Annotated in this window: 15 protein-coding genes; 13 read left to right on the top strand and 2 right to left on the bottom strand. The window is 48.5% G+C overall.

From position 1 onward, the window contains the following. Positions 1-2: 2 nt before the first annotated feature. Positions 3-2168, top strand: coding sequence for a DNA internalization-related competence protein ComEC/Rec2 (locus KTG14_RS05295; protein ID WP_254178005.1), 2166 nt, complete (start codon positions 3-5; stop codon positions 2166-2168). Between the two features lie 36 nt (positions 2169-2204). Here the strand turns inward: KTG14_RS05295 and KTG14_RS05290 are convergent, their stop codons facing one another. After that, positions 2205-2339 carry a YqzM family protein gene (locus KTG14_RS05290; RefSeq protein WP_082799234.1) on the bottom strand — a complete coding sequence of 45 codons (135 nt, stop codon included), beginning with the start codon at positions 2337-2339 and terminating at the stop codon, positions 2205-2207. A 178-nt stretch (positions 2340-2517) separates the two neighbouring features. On the opposite strand from KTG14_RS05290, the gene holA reads away from it, so the two are divergent. Next, positions 2518-3552, top strand: a complete 1035-nt coding sequence (gene holA / locus KTG14_RS05285) for a DNA polymerase III subunit delta (protein WP_216969955.1) — start codon at positions 2518-2520, stop codon at positions 3550-3552. Positions 3553-3662: 110 nt separating this feature from the next. Here the strand turns inward: holA and rpsT are convergent, their stop codons facing one another. Beyond that, entirely contained in the window at positions 3663-3911 is a 249-nt protein-coding gene (gene rpsT, locus KTG14_RS05280; RefSeq protein WP_058380945.1) for a 30S ribosomal protein S20, read from the bottom strand. 215 nt (positions 3912-4126) lie between these two features. Here rpsT and lepA point away from each other — a divergent pair, with 215 nt between their 5' ends. The 11 genes from lepA to rpsU all read left to right on the top strand — a co-directional run bounded on the left by lepA (position 4127) and on the right by rpsU (position 16117). Then, complete coding sequence (lepA, locus tag KTG14_RS05275) at positions 4127-5956, top strand: translation elongation factor 4 (RefSeq protein WP_216969954.1); 1830 nt, start codon at positions 4127-4129, stop codon at positions 5954-5956. A 58-nt stretch (positions 5957-6014) separates the two neighbouring features. Further along, a complete protein-coding gene (hemW, locus tag KTG14_RS05270; RefSeq protein ID WP_216969953.1) occupies positions 6015-7154 on the top strand; it encodes a radical SAM family heme chaperone HemW in 1140 nt (379 codons plus the stop codon). Positions 7155-7245: 91 nt separating this feature from the next. Continuing rightward, on the top strand, positions 7246-8277 hold the full coding sequence (gene hrcA / locus KTG14_RS05265) for a heat-inducible transcriptional repressor HrcA (protein ID WP_216969952.1): 1032 nt from the start codon (positions 7246-7248) through the stop codon (positions 8275-8277). A gap of 19 nt (positions 8278-8296) precedes the next feature. Next, positions 8297-8902, top strand: a complete 606-nt coding sequence (grpE, locus tag KTG14_RS05260) for a nucleotide exchange factor GrpE (RefSeq protein WP_258048455.1) — start codon at positions 8297-8299, stop codon at positions 8900-8902. Between the two features lie 39 nt (positions 8903-8941). Beyond that, positions 8942-10771, top strand: a complete 1830-nt coding sequence (gene dnaK / locus KTG14_RS05255) for a molecular chaperone DnaK (RefSeq protein WP_216969951.1) — start codon at positions 8942-8944, stop codon at positions 10769-10771. A gap of 116 nt (positions 10772-10887) precedes the next feature. Next, on the top strand, positions 10888-12009 hold the full coding sequence (gene dnaJ / locus KTG14_RS05250; RefSeq protein WP_216969950.1) for a molecular chaperone DnaJ: 1122 nt from the start codon (positions 10888-10890) through the stop codon (positions 12007-12009). 94 nt (positions 12010-12103) lie between these two features. Further along, a complete protein-coding gene (prmA, locus tag KTG14_RS05245) occupies positions 12104-13045 on the top strand; it encodes a 50S ribosomal protein L11 methyltransferase (RefSeq protein ID WP_216969949.1) in 942 nt (313 codons plus the stop codon). Positions 13046-13057: 12 nt separating this feature from the next. Continuing rightward, entirely contained in the window at positions 13058-13795 is a 738-nt protein-coding gene (locus KTG14_RS05240; RefSeq protein ID WP_216969948.1) for a 16S rRNA (uracil(1498)-N(3))-methyltransferase, read from the top strand. A 15-nt stretch (positions 13796-13810) separates the two neighbouring features. Next, entirely contained in the window at positions 13811-15145 is a 1335-nt protein-coding gene (gene mtaB, locus KTG14_RS05235; protein ID WP_216969947.1) for a tRNA (N(6)-L-threonylcarbamoyladenosine(37)-C(2))-methylthiotransferase MtaB, read from the top strand. Between the two features lie 34 nt (positions 15146-15179). Next, positions 15180-15848, top strand: coding sequence for a deoxyribose-phosphate aldolase (gene deoC, locus KTG14_RS05230; RefSeq protein ID WP_216969946.1), 669 nt, complete (start codon positions 15180-15182; stop codon positions 15846-15848). A 95-nt stretch (positions 15849-15943) separates the two neighbouring features. Then, positions 15944-16117: a 30S ribosomal protein S21 gene (gene rpsU / locus KTG14_RS05225; RefSeq protein WP_006828698.1), complete on the top strand. Its 174-nt coding sequence runs from the start codon at positions 15944-15946 to the stop codon at positions 16115-16117. The last annotated feature ends 91 nt before the right edge of the window (positions 16118-16208 follow it).

Raw genomic sequence — 16208 nt, 5'->3', positions numbered from 1 at the left:
GGATGATATACCGGAGAGAACCCGGCATTTGGCTCGTGATTATTTTGGCGGTGTCATTGATTTCCTTCATTACAATGGATGCCCGTCTGGTAGAAGGTCCTATGCTAACCGGACGTTTTCAAGGGGCACTTGCTTTCGATGAACTATCAATCGATGGCGACCGCTTGTCAGGATTTGCGTCTGCCGCATCCGGCCAAGTCATTTATGCGAGCTACCGAATCCGTTCAGATGAAGAGCAGCAGCGATTGCAGGAACTGGGCCCATCAGCGACGCTGCAGGTGTCGGGAAAATACGCGGAGCCGAGAAAGCCTGCCCATCAATTCGCGTTTGATATGGCGGGCTATTTGGAGCGCCATAATGCATCTGGCATGCTCGAGATTGAAACGCTCGAGTCTGCGGTATCTGGGACAGGGCTTCGTGCACGTTTGGCTGGTCAGCGCAGAGGTTTGATCGACCATATCGAGACATCCTTTCCCGAGTCGTTGACAGTGGAAGCCCAGGCACTCCTGCTCGGGGATCGCAGCGGCATGGATGCTGAACAAGCCAGGATCCAGCGGACGCTCGGTATCACACACTTGTTTGCGATATCTGGTTTGCATGTCGGCATCGTTACCGGTATGATTTATTTTGTTTTGTTGCGCTTAAGGGTCAGGAAAGAAAGTGCAACGGCGTTATTGCTGGTCATGTTGCCACTTTATGCAGTGTTTGCGGGCGCCGCTCCATCGGTCATGCGGGCTTGCGCCATGGTGGCATTAGTGCTGGGTGCGAGGCTTTTCGGGCTTCATGTATCAGTTGTTCAAGCCTTAACTGCGAGCTTCATCGCGTTTTTGTGGATGGACCCCGGCCTGTTGCAGGATATCGGCTTTCAATTGTCTTACGGGGCGAGCTTTGGAATCATCGCCTCGCTGAAATTGATGGAAGGGGCTTCTTTTATAAAAAGCGGCTTGATTGTCACGGCAGTTTCCCAGCTTTGCTTATATCCTCTATTGCTGTTCCACTTCTTTGAAATCTCCCTATCCTCATTTTTGGTAAATGCCGTCTATGTTCCGTTGTTCACGCTGGTGATTTTGCCAGCGAACTTCATTTTAGTGGCTGCTAGCTTTTTGCCGCTGGGCATTGACGCCGTTCTCTTTGCGGTTTACGTGCCGCTGCGCAGCTGGATTGAAGGGCTGACTTCGTCATTGGCAGGCTTGCCTCACCAAGTATGGACGCCGGGCAGGCCGTCTGTTGGCTGGCTGTTATTCATGGCTGCCAGCGTGCTGCTGTTTTTTGTCCAGGCGGAAAAGCGCTTCCGCCTGCGTTTATTGCTCGTCCTGCTCATTCCGGCACTGCTGCTGGCGGTAAAGCCGTATATCGACCCAAGGCTTCACGTTAGTTTTATCGACGTCGGACAGGGCGACAGCGCTTTGATTGAATTGCCTTACCGCAAGGCGGTGTATTTAATCGATGCCGGGGGAGTGCTGCGTTTTGATGGGGAAACATTTCAGGAAAGAAGCCGGCCGTTTGAAGTGGGGCGTCAAACCGTGGTGCCGTATTTGAAAGCGCGGGGCATCGCGAGCATCGATCTTTTCATTTTGAGCCATCCGGATGCGGACCATGCTGAAGGGGCGGATGAAGTTTTTGAAGAGCTGGCTGTGAAACGCCTGCATATTACGCCCGGCTCTGAAGCAAACGCTTTGATGACAGAACTCGCGCCGTCTGCACGTGAAGCGCGTGTGGAGTTTCCGAAGAACGGTTCAGGCTGGCAAGTGGGGGAAACGCAATTCGTGTATCTATCCCCGGAAGATGAAGTGTATGAAGGCAATGATGATTCGCTAGTCTTGCTGATGGACCACCAAGGGCAGCGGATCCTCTTTACGGGAGACCTGGAAAGCGAAGGCGAATCTGGGGTGGTGGAGCGATACGGTGGACAACTAGCTGGCATGACAGTTCTGAAAGTAGGGCATCACGGAAGCAAGACGTCAAGCTCGCAACTTTTTTTGGAAGCTCTTCGGCCGCAAGTATCGGTCGTTTCTGCAGGGATCGACAACCGCTATGGACATCCGAGCCCAGAAGTGACAGCACGTTTTAATGAATTGGGGTTGCCGCTCTTGTCGACAGCCGAAAAAGGGACTATACGCATGACGATAGAAGACGGGATTCTTTCCGTCGATACCAGCCGAAAATAAAAAAAGCCCCGGCTTATGCCGGAGCTTTTTTTGTAATCAGCGGGCTACGAATTGTACGACGCCAGCGATGATGAAAATAAGTGCGAAGAAACCAAAGGAAACGACGAAGCCCATCCCTGCATCGATGGCATCGTTGCGTTTGGACTGAACGTTCTGTTCAAATTCATTCATTGAAAATCCCTCCTAGTTGATTTTATTATAAGGGAACAAAAGCGAAAAATCCATATCGAACTCAACAATGTCCGCCAATTTCGGCTGACGTCACACAACTGTCAAAAGCGGACTTGTCCTGCGAGGCAGACCGATGCGGATAAATCCGGTATAGTTAAGGGCAGAGGGAGTGAAACGTATGATTACATCAATTTGGAAGTCGATACGCGCGGATAAAATCGATCCGGTTTACCTGATCGTGGGGACGGAGAGTTATTTCATCACCAAGACGATCGAATTGCTGAAAGCGCAAATGGCGGAGGCGGGGGAAACGGATGTCTCCAATTTCGACTTGGATGAAGTGCCGGTCGGCCATGTATTGGAAGAGGCGGACACGATTCCGTTTTTCAGCGACCGCAAGCTGATCATCGCGCGCAATGCTTCGTTCCTAAAAGCGGCGGAACGCGGGAAAGAGAAAATCAACCATGATCTCAAGTCCTTAGAAGCATGGCTCGAGAATCCACCGGCGACGAGCGTGACGGTTTTTGTGGCACCTTATGAGAAATTGGATGAACGCAAAAAAATTGTCAAATTGATGAAGAAGAATGCCGTGCTCATCGAAGCGAAATCGTTGCAGCCGCATGAACTGGAAAGTTGGATTGCGCATGAGGCCAAATCCCATGGCAAGACTCTGGAGCGCCAAAGTGCACAAAAGCTCATTGAAATGGCGGGCACCAATTTGACTTTGCTCGCTTCTGAGATCGAGAAGATGTCTTTGTATCTCGGTTCGGAACAAGAGGAGATTACAGAAGCGCTCATCGAAGACATGACAGCGCGGACACTTGAGCAGGATGCTTTCAAGATGTTGCAGGCTTATCTCGACGGGGATGTTCAGACGGCACTCAGCGTCTATTACGACTTACTGCGGCAAAAGGAAGAGCCCGTCGCACTTGCCGCGCTGCTGGCATCGCAGATCCGTTTTATGGTGCATGTCTATTATCTGCAGAAAAAAGGCTATCATGCGCAGCAGATCTCCAAACAGCTCAAAGCTCATCCTTACCGCGTCAAGCTGTTGGTAGAGAAGCGCCGGCAGATTTCGGAAGCCCGGTTGCTTCAAGTGCTCGGCGATTTGGCAGACATCGACCTGCAATTAAAGACCGTTTCCGGCAATAGGGAGCGGGTGCTGGAATTTTTCCTGATGAAACGCGCAGGGCATACGAAGAAATCTTCTTGACTATAGAATCACTTTGCGAAAAAATTGCTGCCTGCTGGAGCGGGCGGCGATTTTTTGTTTTTTTGCATAGAAAAAAGCCGGCTCCATATAGGGCCGGCTTTTGATGCGTTTTACGCTTTTTTCATAAGGCTTGATTTTCTACGGGCAGCAGTGTTTTTGTGAATCAAACCTTTAGAAGCTGCTTTCTCAACTTGTTTGATTGCTGCTTTAAGGGAATCCCCTTTGTTTTCTTCATTATTGGCTACAGCTTTGTCAGCCTTTTTCACAGAAGAACGCATTGCAGTTTTAACAGATGAGTTCTGAGCATTTTTCGTATCGTTCGTGCGAACACGTTTGATTGCAGATTTAATGTTTGGCATATCTTTCACCTCCTAGACAATTTGAGCGGCAGGCGATTGCCCTTGCTCTTCAGTGTCTCTATACAACAAAAGTTATTTTATCAAATCGGCTGGCCGAATGCAATAGTTACGTGGAAAGAAGTTTGCCTTGACACTGAAAGCTTTATGCGGTGATTCATTGCCCATTACCCGCTTGACTGCTATAATTCAAAGTAGTTTATATGGGAGTGAAGAAAATGGACCAAGAACAGAGATTAGCGAGACAACAGAAGATCCGCAATTTTTCCATCATCGCACACATCGATCATGGAAAATCGACGCTGGCCGACCGCATTTTGGAAAGAACCAATGCACTGACAGCACGCGAAATGAAATCCCAATTGCTCGACTCCATGGATTTGGAGCGGGAGCGGGGAATCACCATCAAATTGAATGCCGTCCAGCTCAATTATACAGCAAAAGACGGAGAAACATACATTATGCATTTGATCGACACGCCAGGCCACGTCGACTTCACATACGAAGTATCCCGCAGCCTCGCAGCATGTGAAGGTGCCGTATTGGTCGTCGATGCAGCACAGGGCATCGAAGCGCAAACACTGGCCAATGTCTATTTAGCGCTCGATAACGATCTCGAGATTCTTCCGGTCATCAATAAAATCGATTTGCCTGCAGCAGACCCTGAGCGCGTGCGCCAGGAAGTCGAAGATGTCATCGGCCTCGATGCGTCTGAAGCAGTACTTGCTTCTGCCAAAGCCGGAATCGGCATCGAGGAAATCCTCGAACAGGTCGTCGAAAAAGTTCCACCGCCAACAGGGGATCCGTCTGCACCGCTCAAAGCGATGATCTTCGATTCCTTGTACGATCCATACCGCGGCGTTGTCGCATATATCCGGATCATGGAAGGCACCGTCAAACCAGGCGACAAGATCAAGATGATGGCGAGCGGCAAAGAATTTGATGTTGTTGAAGCCGGCGTCTTCACGCCGAAAGTGACATTGCGCGACGAATTGACTGTTGGCGATGTCGGCTTTTTGACGGCTTCCATCAAAAATGTCGCGGATTCACGCGTTGGGGATACGATCACACTTGCGGACAACCCGGCACAAGAAGCACTGCCTGGCTACCGCCGCTTGAACCCGATGGTTTATTGCGGGATGTACCCGATCGATACATCTAAATACAACGATTTGCGCGATGCACTGGAAAAACTGGAGCTCAACGATGCAGCATTGCAATTCGAGCCTGAATCTTCACAAGCGCTTGGCTTCGGCTATCGCTGCGGGTTCCTTGGACTATTGCATATGGAGATTATCCAGGAGCGCATCGAACGTGAATTCAATATCGATTTGATCACGACCGCACCAAGCGTTATCTACCACGTCCACATGACGGACGGGGAAGTGCTTAATATCGACAACCCGGCGATGATGCCGGATCCGCAAAAGATCGAATACGTCGAAGAGCCATACGTCAAAGCGACTGTCATGGTTCCGAACGATTTCGTCGGTGCCGTTATGGAAATCTGCCAGCAGAAGCGCGGCAATTTCATGACGATGGATTACCTCGACAACTCACGTGTCAGCATTATTTACGAATTGCCGCTTGCTGAAATCGTTTATGATTTCTTTGACCAATTGAAATCGGGTACCAAAGGCTATGCCTCGTTTGATTATGAATTGATCGGCTACAAAGATTCAAAACTGGTGAAGATGGACATTCTGTTGAATGCAGAAAAAGTCGATGCCTTGAGCTTTATCGTTCATAAAGATTTTGCTTACGAACGCGGGAAGATCATTGTCGACAAATTGAAGACTTTGATCCCTCGCCAGCAGTTTGAAGTGCCAATTCAAGCGGCCATTGGCCAAAAGATTGTGGCTCGCCAGACCATTAGCGCCATCCGGAAGAACGTTCTCGCAAAATGTTACGGAGGCGATATTTCCCGGAAACGTAAGCTATTGGATAAGCAGAAAGAAGGGAAAAAGCGGATGAAGCAAGTCGGCTCCGTAGAAGTCCCTCAAGAAGCATTTATGGCTGTTCTCAAAATGGATGACCAATCCAAATAAACGAAAAAAAGGAGGCGGTTTTTCTGCCTCCTTTTCTTATTAGAAAGAAGGATTTTTTATGGTAAAAGGCATGTATATCCATATCCCATTCTGCCACCAGATTTGTTTTTACTGCGATTTCAATAAAGTATTTTTCAAAGACCAGCCAGTGGACGCCTATATCGAGTCGATCGGCAAGGAGTTGGCGCTGTGGAAACAACAAGGCGCATTAAATGAGCCGCTTGAAACAGTTTTTCTCGGCGGTGGGACCCCAACTGCCCTTACGCCAGAGCAATTAGAGCGTTTGCTCGAATTGATCCATCAATATGTACCGATGAGCGAAGATGTGGAATGGAGTTCAGAAGCGAATCCCGATGAACTGACGCGCGAAAAAATGGAAGTGTTGTTCAACGGCGGCGTCAACCGCCTCAGCATGGGCGTCCAGACCTTCGACCAGGATTTATTGAAGCGTCTAGGCCGTACTCATTCCAATGATGATGTGTTGCGTGCCGTTGAAACTGCACGCGAAGTCGGATTCTCGAATATCAGCTTTGATTTGATGTACGGGCTGCCTGGGCAGACAATGGCGCAATGGGATGAAACGCTTGAGCGCGCATTCGCGTTTGACATGCCGCATTTCTCTGCTTACTCGTTGATCATTGAACCGAAAACGGTGTTCTATAATTTGATGGTCAAAGGCAAGCTCAATACGGTGACCGAAGACTTGGAAGGCGATATGTACGAACGCCTCATGGATGAAATGGAAAAGCATGGCTTGCATCAATATGAAATTTCCAATTTCGCAAAGCCAGGCCATGAATCCCGCCATAATCTTTTGTACTGGGATAATGAAGAATACATCGGCATCGGCGCAGGCGCCCATGGCTATGTGGACGGCGTCCGTTATTCCAATCACGGGCCGCTGAAAAAATACATGGAACCTTTAGAGTCGGGACATCGCCCTGTACTCGATCAGACAAACGTAAGCGTTAAGGCGCAAATGGAAGAAGAAATGTTCTTGGGACTTCGTAAAACGGCAGGCGTCAACATGGCTCATTTCGATAAAAAGTTTGGCGCATCGCTCGAGCAAGTATACGGAGAGATCCTTCAAAATGAAAAAGCAAAAGGCAATTTAGCGATCGAACAAGGTCGTGTCAAATTAACGCACAAAGGCCGATTTGTTGGCAATGAAGTTTTTGAGCAATTTTTGCTTTCGTAAAAGCTCTTCCGTTGACAAGCAAAAAAAGTTTTGGTAATTTTAGTGTAGTCTTAGCACTCGAACTAATAGAGTGCTAACAGAGGTGATGATCATGTTAACAGAACGGCAGCTGCTCATTTTAAAAGTGACAGTCGATGATTATATCCAATCAGCGCAGCCGGTAGGATCGAACCAATTAACTAAAAAGCCAGGGATCACGTCCAGTTCGGCAACCATTCGCAATGAATTGGCTGAACTCGAGGGCCAAGGCTACCTCGAAAAGACTCACACATCCTCGGGCAGGATTCCGTCTCAAAAAGGTTACCGTTATTACGTCGACCATTTGTTGACGCCGAATCCTGTGCCGCAACAGGACATTGTCCAGCTTCGTTCGGTTTTCGAGGAAAAAGTGAACGAAACCGAGGAAATTATCAAACGTTCGGCTGGCATCCTTTCCGAATTGACAAATTATACGTCAATTCTGCTAGGGCCGGATATCCGGAAACACATCGTCAAGAAATTGTCGATCGTGCCTTTGTCTCCTGGCGTGGCCGTGGCAATTATTGTCACGGATTCGGGACATGTGGAAAATCGGGTATTTTCCATCCCGACAGATATGGACCCATCCGATATCGAAAAGATGGTCAATATCTTAAATGAACGGCTCATCGGCGTCTCGCTGCATGATTTGCACAACCGTCTTGAGCAGGAGACACTCGCGCTATTGCGCCAGCATGTCGAGCGTTACGGGGAATTGTTCCGGACGTTTCAGCAGGCACTGCTGCTCCCGCGCTCGGATAACGTGTATTATGGAGGCAAGCTGAATATATTGAGGCAGCCAGATTTCCATGATATCCAAAAAATCCGCGAGCTAATGGACGTAATGGAAGAAGGGAAGCACATTCCTGAAATCCTGCCGATCGGTGCTCAAGGGCTTCAAATCCGTATTGGTTCTGAAAACGCCCTCGCTGCTATGGAAGATTGCTCGGTCATTACGGTATCATATGATATCGGCGATGAGCAGATGGGCTCCATTGCGATCGTTGGGCCGAAAAGAATGGATTACCGCCGGATCGTCTCGCTGCTGGATTACGTCAGTAGCGATTTATCAAAAGAGCTGACACGGCTGTTTCAAGGAAAGTGAACCAAAGGAGGCATATATTTTGTCGAATGAAAAAGAAACAATCAAACAACAAGACCTAGAGCGGGATACTGCACAGCAAGAGGCGCAGGAGGCTATGGATGAAACAGCGGAAACCGCTGAAGGAACCGAGCCTGGAACTGTCGAATCGGCTGAGCAGATGCAAACGGAAGAGCCGGTAGATGAGAAAGCCGACCTTCAAGCCCAGCTAGAAGAAGAGCAGAACAAATACTTGCGCCTGCTTGCAGATTATGACAATTTCAAGCGCCGCGCGAAAAAGGATCAGGAACTGGCAAAACAATTCCGTTCTCAATCTTTACTAACGGATCTATTGCCGGTCTTGGATAATTTTGAGCGTGCTCTCGCCGTTGAAGCAAAAAGCGAAGAATCCGCCTCTCTTTTGAAGGGTCTTGAAATGGTCAAGAAATCCCTTGCTGACGCTGTAACGGCGGAAGGTTTGGAAGAGATCAAAGCGGTTGGCGAACCATTCGACCCTCATTTCCATCAAGCGGTTATGCAAGAAAGCGATGCAGACAGCGAACCGGGAACGGTGTTACAGGAGCTTCAGAAGGGGTATACCCTGAATGGCAGAGTGCTCCGCCCGGCTATGGTAAAAGTGAACGAATAACTGAAACTCAACAATCTACTGTTAATGGAGGAATTTTAAATGAGCAAAATTATCGGAATTGACTTAGGTACAACAAACTCAGCGGTCGCAGTTTTAGAAGGCGGCGAACCAAAAATCATCCCAAACCCAGAAGGTAACCGCACAACACCATCTGTCGTATCGTTTAAAAACGGCGAACGCCAAGTCGGTGAAGTAGCAAAACGCCAATCCATCACGAACCCAAACACGATCCAATCCGTTAAACGTTTGATGGGTACCGAAGAAAAAGTAACGGCTGAAGACAAAGAGTACACAGCGCAGGAAGTTTCTGCGATGATTCTTCAATACATCAAAGGCTATGCTGAAGATTATCTCGGAGAAAAAGTCACGAAAGCCGTTATCACAGTACCGGCATACTTCAACGATGCAGAACGTCAAGCGACGAAAGACGCTGGCCGCATCGCTGGACTTGAAGTGGAACGCATCATCAACGAGCCGACAGCTGCAGCACTTGCTTACGGTCTTGATAAAATGGAGAAAGACGAGACAGTCTTGGTTTATGACCTTGGCGGCGGTACATTTGACGTATCGATCCTTGAACTAGGCGACGGCGTTTTCGAAGTAAAATCAACTGCCGGCGACAACCGTTTGGGCGGGGATGATTTTGATAAACTGATCATCGATTACCTAGTCCAAGAATTCAAAAAAGAAAATGGCATCGACTTGTCGAAAGACAAAATGGCAACACAGCGTTTAAAAGATGCTGCTGAAAAAGCGAAAAAAGATTTGTCTGGTGTTACAACAACTCAAATCTCCTTGCCGTTTATCACAGCTGGCGAAGCTGGACCGCTTCACATGGAAATAAACTTGTCACGTGCGAAATTCGACGAGTTGACTTCAGCTCTAGTTGAACGCACGATGGGACCTACTCGCCAAGCATTGAAAGACGCAGGAGTTTCCGCTTCAGAACTTGACCGCGTAATCCTAGTCGGTGGATCTACTCGTATCCCAGCCGTTCAGGAAGCTGTTAAGAAAGAAACAGGCAAAGACCCTCATAAAGGCGTTAACCCGGATGAAGTTGTTGCAATGGGCGCAGCTGTACAAGGCGGCGTATTGACTGGTGACGTTCAAGACGTTGTATTGCTAGACGTAACACCACTTTCTCTAGGTATTGAAACAATGGGCGGCGTGTTCACGAAATTGATCGAACGCAACACAACGATTCCGACATCTAAATCGCAGACGTTCTCTACGGCAGCGGACAACCAGCCGGCTGTTGACATTCATGTCATGCAAGGTGAACGCCCGATGGCAGCGGATAACAAAACGCTTGGCCGTTTCCAGTTGGCAGATATTCCGCCAGCACCCCGCGGCGTGCCGCAAATCGAAGTCAGCTTCGACATCGATAAAAACGGCATTGTCAGCGTAAAAGCGAAAGACCTTGGCACGCAAAAAGAGCAAACCATCACGATTCAATCCAGCACAACGCTTACAGATGACGAAATCGACCGCATGGTAAAAGAAGCGGAAGAAAATGCTGAAGCAGATGCGAAGCGCAAAGAAGAAGTAGAACTTCGCAACGAAGCGGACCAAGCAGTCTTCACAACAGATAAGACGATTGAAGATCTAGGTGAAGCCGTCTCAGAAGACGAGAAAAAACAAGCTGAAGAAGCGCGCGATGAATTGAAAACAGCGCTAGAAGGCACAGACATTGAAGACATCCGTACGAAAAAAGATAAATTGCAAGAGCTTCTTCAAGGCTTCGCTATGAAAGCTTATGAGCAAGCAGCCCAGAACCAAGAAGGCGCTGAAGGCGAAGCACAACAAGGCAATGACGATGGCGTAGTTGACGCTGACTTTGAAGAAGTGAACGACGAGAAAGACAAGTAAGATATGCAAGGCCGGAAAAGTCAAAGCAAAGCAACTGCTTTGGCTTTTTCAATGCCTTTGCAAGCGCAATTTAAACCGTGTACAATTACAGTTGACTGCAAGAGGGAGAGTGACCTATGAATAAGCGAGATTATTACGAGGTCCTTGGTGTTTCTAAGGATGCTTCAAAAGAAGAAATCAAGAAAGCGTATCGAAAGCTTTCTAAACAATATCACCCGGACATCAACAAGGAAGCAGATGCTTCCGAGAAGTTCCAGGAAGTCAAGGAAGCTTATGAAGTGCTGAGTGATGAGCAAAAACGTGCTCAGTACGACCAATTTGGCCACCAGGATCCAAACCAAGGCTTCGGCGGCGGCGGATTTGGCGGGGCGGAAGGCTTCGGCTTTGATGATATTTTCAGTACCTTCTTCGGAGGCGGCACACGCCGCCGCGACCCGAATGCACCGAGAAAAGGCGATGATCTTCAATATTCGATGAACATCGATTTTCTGGATGCGGTTTTCGGACAGGAGACAGAAATTGAAATCCCGAAAGACGAAACATGCGAAACATGCGATGGTTCTGGCGCGAAGCCTGGAACGAGCAAGAAGACTTGCCCGTACTGTGAAGGGGTAGGCCAGTTGAACGTGGCGCAAGATACGCCATTCGGACGGATGGTCAATCGCCGCGCATGCCATCATTGTGAAGGTACCGGCCAGATCATTGAAGAAAAATGCACAACTTGCCGCGGGGCAGGTAAAGTAAGAAAAATAAAGAAAATCAAAGTGACGGTTCCAGCTGGTGTCGATGACGGGCAGCAATTGCGTGTATCGGGACAAGGCGGTCCAGGCTTCAATGGCGGTCCTGCTGGTGACCTTTATGTATTGTTCCGCGTCAAACCGCATCCGCATTTCGAACGCGATGGGGATGACATTCATTTGGAATTGCCGATCACATACCCGCAAGCAGCGCTTGGTGACGAGATTGAAGTCCCAACGGTATCCGGGAAAGTGAAACTGAAAATTCCGGCCGGAACGCAAAACGGCGCCCGTTTCCGCTTGCGTGGAAAAGGTGTACAAAACGTTCACGGATATGGCGTCGGCGATCAACACATCACTATCAAAGTGAAAGTGCCGACCAAGTTGAGCGAAAAGCAGAAACAATTGCTGCGTGAGTTTGCCGAAGTTTCCGGAGATATCCCAGAAGAGCAAAGCAGTTCATTGTTCGATAAGATTAAAAGAACTATTAAAGGTGATTAATAGCTAGGTATAGCCTTGGATAAATGGAAAACTCCCGTGAAGTAGGGAGTTTTCTGTCTGTTACATAATTGTTCAATAAAGGAGCTGGTCGTAAGTGAAATGGTCTGAGCTGTCGATTCATACAACGAACGAAGCGATTGAATCAATTTCCAACATTCTGCATGAAGCAGGGGCGAGCGGAGTTGTCATTGAGGACTCCGAAGATCTGACGAAAGACCGTGAAGATGTATTCGGTGAAATTTATTCACTCGATCCCGAGGATTTCCCTACCGAAGGCGTCATTCTAAAGGCGTATCTGCCGGTCAATAGCTTTCTCGGCGAAGCCGTCGAAGGCATCAAACTAGCTATCAACAGTCTGGCGGAATTCAATATCAACGTCGGACGCAATGTCGTGACTATCAGTGAAGTGAACGAAGAAGATTGGGCGACTTCGTGGAAGAAGTATTACCATCCGGTAAAAATTTCCGAAAGGTTCACTATCGTGCCGACATGGGAAACCTATCACCCAGTCTCAAGCGACGAATTGATCATTGAACTCGATCCGGGCATGGCATTCGGAACCGGAACGCATCCCACAACTGTCATGAGCTTGCAAGCGCTCGAAAAGCATGTGGGCAAAGGCAATACGGTTATTGATGTCGGCACGGGTTCAGGCGTGCTTGCAATCGGGGCAGCCTTGCTTGAAGCAGCGTCAGTCAGAGCGCTGGACCTTGATGAAATCGCGGTGAAAGCGGCCGGTCTGAATGTTAAATTGAATAAAGTACAAGACCGCGTCCATGTATTCCACGGCAACTTGCTCGAAGCGATTGACAATCCGGCAGATGTGGTCGTAGCGAATATTTTGGCAGAAATCATCATGTCGTTTACCGACGATGCGTATCAAGCGGTTAAAGCTGGCGGAATTTACATCACGTCAGGAATTATTGCCCAGAAGAAAAATGACGTGAAACAAGCTCTCGAAGCTTCAGGCTTTGTCATCGAAGATATCATGATGATGGAAGACTGGGTAACGATCATTTCGAAAAAACCGCTATAATGGGGTGCGACCATGCAACGATATTTTTTGGAAGATAAAGAATCCGTCAATGGTTATTTGACGATTACAGGCGATGACGCCAAGCACATTGCTAAAGTGATGCGTCAATCAGTTGGTGAACAATTGATTGCTGTCGTGGCCGGTAAAGTTTATTTGGCGGAGATCATGGAGATTGACTCGGCTGTTCAAGTCAAACTCATCCGTGAGCTCGAGGACCGAAGTGAATCGCCGAAACAAGTGACGATCGCCTGTGGCCTCCCGAAAGCCGATAAGCTCGAGCTGATCACCCAAAAAGCAACGGAATTGGGGATGAGCGCGCTATTGCCCTATTCGGCGGAGCGCTCGATCGTTAAGTGGGACGCAGCCAAAAGTGCGAAAAAAATCGAGCGGTTGAAAAAAATCGCCAAGGAAGCGGCGGAGCAATCGCATCGCAGCCGCATCCCTGCCATACAGAGGGTACACAGCTTTAAAGAGTTGGCAAATACCGCGAGAAATTACGATGTGGTCATCGTCGCTTATGAAGAAGAGGCGAAAAAGAGCAGCGGAAGGCGGTTTGCCGAAATTCTGGAATCATTGTATGATAAAGACTCAATACTGCTTGTTTTCGGGCCAGAAGGCGGCATTTCGGAAACGGAAGCCGACGCACTCAAGAAAGCTGGCGCATTATTCACCGCGCTTGGACCGCGCATTCTGCGCACAGAGACGGCTCCGCTTTATGCTTTGTCTGCAATATCCTATGAATTTGAATGAAAGAGGTGGCCACCGATGTCAACTGTCGCATTTCATACTCTTGGTTGCAAAGTGAACCATTATGAAACCGAAGCGATTTGGCAGTTATTCAAAGAACAGGGCTATGAGCGTACTGAGTTTGAACGTCTTTCCGATGTATACGTTATCAACACCTGCACCGTCACCAACACAGGCGATAAAAAGAGCCGCCAAGTTATCCGCCGTGCCGTCCGCTCCAATCCGGACGCGGTCATTTGCGTTACAGGCTGCTATGCCCAGACTTCGCCTGCTGAAATCATGGCCATTCCCGGCGTGGATATTGTTGTCGGTACGCAAGACCGGACAAAGCTCCTGGAATACATTGAACAATACCGCTCTGAGCGCAAACCGATCAATGCCGTGGGCAATATCATGAAGAACCGCATCTATGAAGAATTGAATGTCCCTGCCTTCACGGACCGTACACGCGCGTCGTTGAAAATCCAGGAAGGCTGCAATAATTTCTGCACGTTTTGCATCATTCCGTGGGCGCGTGGATTGATGCGCTCACGAGATCCGCAGGAAGTCATCCGCCAAGCACAGCAATTGGTCGATGCCGGTTATCAGGAAATCGTTTTGACCGGCATCCATACAGGCGGCTATGGGGAAGATTTGAAAGATTATAATTTGGCGCAGCTATTACGCGATTTGGAACAAGAAGTGAAAGGTTTGAAACGCCTGCGCATCTCTTCGATCGAAGCAAGCCAGCTGACAGACGAAGTGATCGCGGTCTTGAAACAATCCAATATCGTCGTGCGCCATCTCCATATCCCGATCCAATCCGGTTCCGACACGGTCCTGAAACGGATGCGCAGGAAGTATACGATGGCGTTCTTCGCCAATCGCCTGGAGCGTTTGCGCGATGCCTTGCCGGATCTGGCGATTACTTCTGACGTCATCGTCGGGTTTCCGGGAGAGACGGAAGAGGAATTCATGGGCACCTTCAATTTCATCCGCGACCACAGGTTCTCGGAGCTTCATGTATTCCCGTATTCGATGCGCACCGGCACGCCAGCCGCGCGTATGGATGGCCAGATCGATGAAGCGGTCAAAAATGAACGCGTCCACCGCCTGATCGAATTGAACGATCAGCTGGCAAAGGAGTACGCCAGCCGTTATGAAGGCGAGCTCCTGGAGATCATCCCCGAAGAAGAATCGACAGACCATCCGACAGGCGGCATGCTTGTCGGCTACACGGATAATTACTTGAAAGTCGCCATTTCTGGCGATGAATCGCTGATCGGAAAAATCGTCAAGGTGAAAATCACCAAATCGGGATATCCGTTGAACGAAGGGCAATTTGTCCGCGTGATGGACAATTTGCCTGTCTGAAAGAAAACCTACTAGTAGAATGGAGAACTGAATCATGACGAATATTGCATCTTTAATCGACCATACATTATTGAAAGCGGAAGCTACAGCCCCGCAAATCGAACAGCTTTGCAAAGAAGCGGCAGAATATCATTTCGCTTCTGTCTGCGTCAACCCGGCATGGGTTGCTCTTGCTGCTAAGCATCTTAACGAGAGCGATGTAAAAGTCTGCACGGTGATCGGGTTCCCACTGGGCGCCTCGACTTCAGAAACGAAAGCGTTCGAGACCAAAGATGCCATCGGAAAAGGCGCAGGCGAAATCGATATGGTCTTGAACATTGGCGCATTGAAGAGCGGCCAGGAAGATGTCGTGAAATCGGATGTCGAAGCGGTTGTCAATGCAGCTAAAGGGCAAGCAATCGTAAAAGTCATCCTTGAAATCTGTTTGTTGACGGATGAAGAAATTAAATTGGCCAGTCGTTTGTCAAAAGAAGCGGGAGCGGATTTCGTCAAGACCTCAACTGGCTTCTCAACTGGCGGCGCAACTGTCGAAGCCGTACGTTTGATGCGCGAAACAGTTGGTCCTGATCTTGGCGTCAAAGCTTCTGGGGCTGTCCGCAGCCTCGAAGATGTGGAGAAAATGGTTGAAGCAGGAGCGACTCGCATCGGTGCAAGTTCAGGAGTCCAGATCATGCAAGGCCTCACTTCAGACAACGATTATTAAGTATTGACGAAGGTCAAATCATGCGTTATAATTTTCTAGTATATAACACTTGTTGTTATTTGCTTCAACGTGTGTTCGGAGGGAGGGAAAAAGAGATGTCAAAAACTACAGTTCGTAAAAACGAATCAATTGAAGATGCTCTTCGCCGCTTCAAACGCACTGTTTCGAAGTCCGGAACAATGCAAGAGGTAAGAAAGCGCGAGTATTATGATAAGCCGAGCGTGAAACGTAAATTGAAATCAGAAGCTGCGCGTAAACGTAAATTTTAATTGACTTTGATCTTAAATGACTTTTAAAAATAGCAACGAACAGCTAAGGCCGGAAGCACAAATGTGCTTCCGGTTTTTTTATGCCTTAAAA

Origin of the sequence: Planococcus sp. CP5-4_YE (assembly GCF_019042655.1) — a bacterium.
In the GTDB taxonomy this organism is placed as follows: Bacteria; Bacillota; Bacilli; order Bacillales_A; family Planococcaceae; genus Planococcus.
This window is presented reverse-complemented; position numbering and strand designations above follow the sequence as displayed.

Coding starts and splice junctions, on each gene's coding strand:
- KTG14_RS05295 (WP_254178005.1), top strand. CDS start 3: ATGATATACCGGAGAGAACCCGGCATTTGGCTCGTGATTATTTTGGCG.
- mtaB (WP_216969947.1), top strand. CDS start 13,811: ATGTCAACTGTCGCATTTCATACTCTTGGTTGCAAAGTGAACCATTAT.
- KTG14_RS05240 (WP_216969948.1), top strand. CDS start 13,058: ATGCAACGATATTTTTTGGAAGATAAAGAATCCGTCAATGGTTATTTG.
- KTG14_RS05290 (WP_082799234.1), bottom strand. CDS start 2,339: ATGAATGAATTTGAACAGAACGTTCAGTCCAAACGCAACGATGCCATC.
- deoC (WP_216969946.1), top strand. CDS start 15,180: ATGACGAATATTGCATCTTTAATCGACCATACATTATTGAAAGCGGAA.
- rpsT (WP_058380945.1), bottom strand. CDS start 3,911: ATGCCAAACATTAAATCTGCAATCAAACGTGTTCGCACGAACGATACG.
- hrcA (WP_216969952.1), top strand. CDS start 7,246: ATGTTAACAGAACGGCAGCTGCTCATTTTAAAAGTGACAGTCGATGAT.
- dnaK (WP_216969951.1), top strand. CDS start 8,942: ATGAGCAAAATTATCGGAATTGACTTAGGTACAACAAACTCAGCGGTC.
- dnaJ (WP_216969950.1), top strand. CDS start 10,888: ATGAATAAGCGAGATTATTACGAGGTCCTTGGTGTTTCTAAGGATGCT.
- hemW (WP_216969953.1), top strand. CDS start 6,015: ATGGTAAAAGGCATGTATATCCATATCCCATTCTGCCACCAGATTTGT.
- holA (WP_216969955.1), top strand. CDS start 2,518: ATGATTACATCAATTTGGAAGTCGATACGCGCGGATAAAATCGATCCG.
- lepA (WP_216969954.1), top strand. CDS start 4,127: ATGGACCAAGAACAGAGATTAGCGAGACAACAGAAGATCCGCAATTTT.
- rpsU (WP_006828698.1), top strand. CDS start 15,944: ATGTCAAAAACTACAGTTCGTAAAAACGAATCAATTGAAGATGCTCTT.